The following is a 3372-nucleotide window of genomic DNA, read 5'->3' as shown; positions in this document are numbered from 1 at the left end:
GTGTGTTGTTTGAGAACTGCACAGTGGACGCGAGCATCTTTGTTAGTAAGTGTGTAAGAGCGTACGGTGGATGCCTTGGCACCAGGAGCCGATGAAGGACGTAGGAGGCTGCGATAAGCCTCGGGGAGCTGTCAACCGAGCTGAGATCCGAGGATTTCCGAATGGGGAAACCCGGCACGAGTGATGTCGTGTCACCCGCATCTGAATATATAGGGTGTGTGGAGGGAACGTGGGGAAGTGAAACATCTCAGTACCCACAGGAAGAGAAAACAACATGTGATTCCGTGAGTAGTGGCGAGCGAAAGCGGAAGAGGCTAAACCGGTTATGTGTGATAGACGGCAGTCGTTGCATGGCCGGGGTCGTGGGATCATTCTTCCTAATTCTGCCGAATTAGGCACAAGTCAGAAAAGGTCGCGTTAGTCGAATTGGTCTGGGACGGCCAACCGTAGACGGTGAGAGTCCGGTAGACGAAAACGTGTTCTCTTGTGTGGATGACTCCCGAGTAGCAGCGGGCCCGTGAAATCTGCTGTGAATCTGTCGGGACCACCCGATAAGCCTGAATACTACCTGGTGACCGATAGCGGACTAGTACCGTGAGGGAAAGGTGAAAAGTACCCCGGGAGGGGAGTGAAATAGTACCTGAAACCGTGCGCTTACAATCCGTCAGAGCCTCTTCGGGGGTGATGGCGTGCCTTTTGAAGAATGAGCCTGCGAGTCATCGGTGTGTGGCGAGGTTAACCCGTGTGGGGGAGCCGTAGCGAAAGCGAGTCCGAATAGGGCGTTTGAGTCGCACACTATGGACCCGAAGCGGAGTGATCTACCCATGGCCAGGGTGAAGCGACGGTAAGACGTCGTGGAGGCCCGAACCCACTTAGGTTGAAAACTGAGGGGATGAGCTGTGGGTAGGGGTGAAAGGCCAATCAAACTCCGTGATAGCTGGTTCTCCCCGAAATGCATTTAGGTGCAGCGTCACGTGTTTCACGCCGGAGGTAGAGCTACTGGATGGCCTAGGGGGCCCACAAGCTTACCGAAGTCAGCCAAACTCCGAATGCCGGTGTGTGAGAGCGTGGCAGTGAGACTGCGGGGGATAAGCTTCGTAGTCGAGAGGGAAACAGCCCAGATCGCCGGCTAAGGCCCCTAAGCGTGTACTAAGTGGAAAAGGATGTGGGGTCGCGAAGACAACCAGGAGGTTGGCTTAGAAGCAGCCACCCTTGAAAGAGTGCGTAATAGCTCACTGGTCAAGTGATCCTGCGCCGACAATGTAGCGGGGCTCAAGTACACCGCCGAAGCCGCGGCATTCCAGCATTATCTTGCTTTCGAGCCAGGAGCTGGGATGGGTAGGGGAGCGTCGTGTAGCCAGGGAAGCAGCGGTGTGAACTAGTTGTGGAGGCTGCGCGAGTGAGAATGCAGGCATGAGTAGCGAAAGACGAGTGAGAAACTCGTCCGCCGAATGACCAAGGGTTCCTGGGCCAGGTTAATCCGCCCAGGGTGAGTCGGGACCTAAGGCGAGGCCGACAGGCGTAGTCGATGGACAACGGGTTGATATTCCCGTACCCGTGTATCCGCGCCCAATGGCGAGCCGGTTTTGCTAACTGTCCAAAACCCAAGTGATCTCCTTCGGGAGACAGGAGGGGGCTGCACAGGACCCAGACCGTAGTAGTCAAGCGATGGGGTGACGCAGGAAGGTAGCTGGGCCAGGTGATGGAATACCTGGTGTAAGCCTGTAGGGCGTTGTGTAGGTAAATCCGCACAGCATGTGCCTGAGAGGTGATGCGTAGCCGATTGAGGCGAATTCAGTGATCCTATGCTGCCGAGAAAAGCCTCTAGTGAGTTGGTACACGGCCCGTACCCCAAACCGACACAGGTGGTCAGGTAGAGAATACTGAGGCGATCGAGATAACTGTGGTTAAGGAACTCGGCAAAATGCCCCCGTAACTTCGGGAGAAGGGGGACCCGGACTGGTGACGTCCCTTGCGGATTGAGCTGGTTGGGGTCGCAGAGACCAGAGAGAAGCGACTGTTTACTAAAAACACAGGTCCGTGCGAAGTCGTAAGACGATGTATACGGACTGACGCCTGCCCGGTGCCGGAAGGTTAAGAGGACCGGTTAGCGCTTCGGCGCGAAGCTGAGAATTTAAGCCCCGGTAAACGGCGGTGGTAACTATAACCATCCTAAGGTAGCGAAATTCCTTGTCGGGTAAGTTCCGACCTGCACGAATGGCGTAACGACTTCTCTGCTGTCTCAACCACAGACTCGGCGAAATTGCAGTACGAGTAAAGATGCTCGTTACGCGCGGCAGGACGAAAAGACCCCGGGACCTTCACTATAGCTTGGTATTGGTGTTCGGTACGGTTTGTGTAGGATAGGTGGGAGACTGTGAAGCGGGTACGCCAGTATTCGTGGAGTCGTCGTTGAAATACCACTCTGATCGTATTGGACCTCTAACCTCGGACCCTGATCGGGTTCAGGGACAGTGCCTGGTGGGTAGTTTAACTGGGGCGGTTGCCTCCCAAAATGTAACGGAGGCGCCCAAAGGTTCCCTCAGCCTGGTTGGCAATCAGGTGTTGAGTGCAAGTGCACAAGGGAGCTTGACTGTGAGACCGACAGGTCGAGCAGGGACGAAAGTCGGGACTAGTGATCCGGCACCGGCATGTGGAAGCGGTGTCGCTCAACGGATAAAAGGTACCCCGGGGATAACAGGCTGATCTTCCCCAAGAGTCCATATCGACGGGATGGTTTGGCACCTCGATGTCGGCTCGTCGCATCCTGGGGCTGGAGTAGGTCCCAAGGGTTGGGCTGTTCGCCCATTAAAGCGGCACGCGAGCTGGGTTTAGAACGTCGTGAGACAGTTCGGTCTCTATCCGCCGCGCGCGTTAGAAACTTGAGGAAGGCTGTCCCTAGTACGAGAGGACCGGGACGGACGAACCTCTGGTGTGCCAGTTGTCCCGCCAGGGGCACGGCTGGTTGGCCACGTTCGGAAGGGATAACCGCTGAAAGCATCTAAGCGGGAAGCCTGTTCCAAGATGAGGTTTCTCACCCCCTCGAGGGGGTAAGGCCCCCAACAGACCATTGGGTTGATAGGCCAGAACTGGAAGTCTGGTAACAGATGTAGGTGACTGGTACTAATAGGCCGAGGACTTACCAACAAAGAAGCTACGCGTCCACTGTGCGGTATCTGAAACAACACACAGATACAGGAAGACGAAGGCCCGGAAGGGTTTTCGGCTCTCTGTGGATAGTTTCATAGAGTTACGGCGGCTATAGCGGTGGGGAAACGCCCGGTCCCATTCCGAACCCGGAAGCTAAGGCCACCTGCGCCGATGGTACTGCACTCGACAGGGTGTGGGAGAGTAGGACACCGCCGGAACATC

2 rRNA genes are annotated in these 3372 nt (G+C 56.0%); both read left to right on the top strand.

The window, feature by feature from the left end:
* Positions 1 to 43: 43 nt before the first annotated feature.
* Positions 44 to 3147: ribosomal RNA gene (locus GLP40_RS33025) — 23S ribosomal RNA — on the top strand.
* A 104-nt stretch (positions 3148 to 3251) separates the two neighbouring features.
* Positions 3252 to 3368 (top strand): 5S ribosomal RNA (rrf, locus tag GLP40_RS33020).
* Positions 3369 to 3372: the final 4 nt, after the last annotated feature.

Origin of the sequence: Nocardia aurantiaca, from assembly GCF_009708175.1 — a bacterium.
Classification (GTDB): domain Bacteria; phylum Actinomycetota; class Actinomycetes; order Mycobacteriales; family Mycobacteriaceae; genus Nocardia; species Nocardia aurantiaca.
The sequence above is the reverse complement of the archived record's forward strand: the minus strand, read 5'-3'. Positions and strand labels throughout refer to the sequence as shown.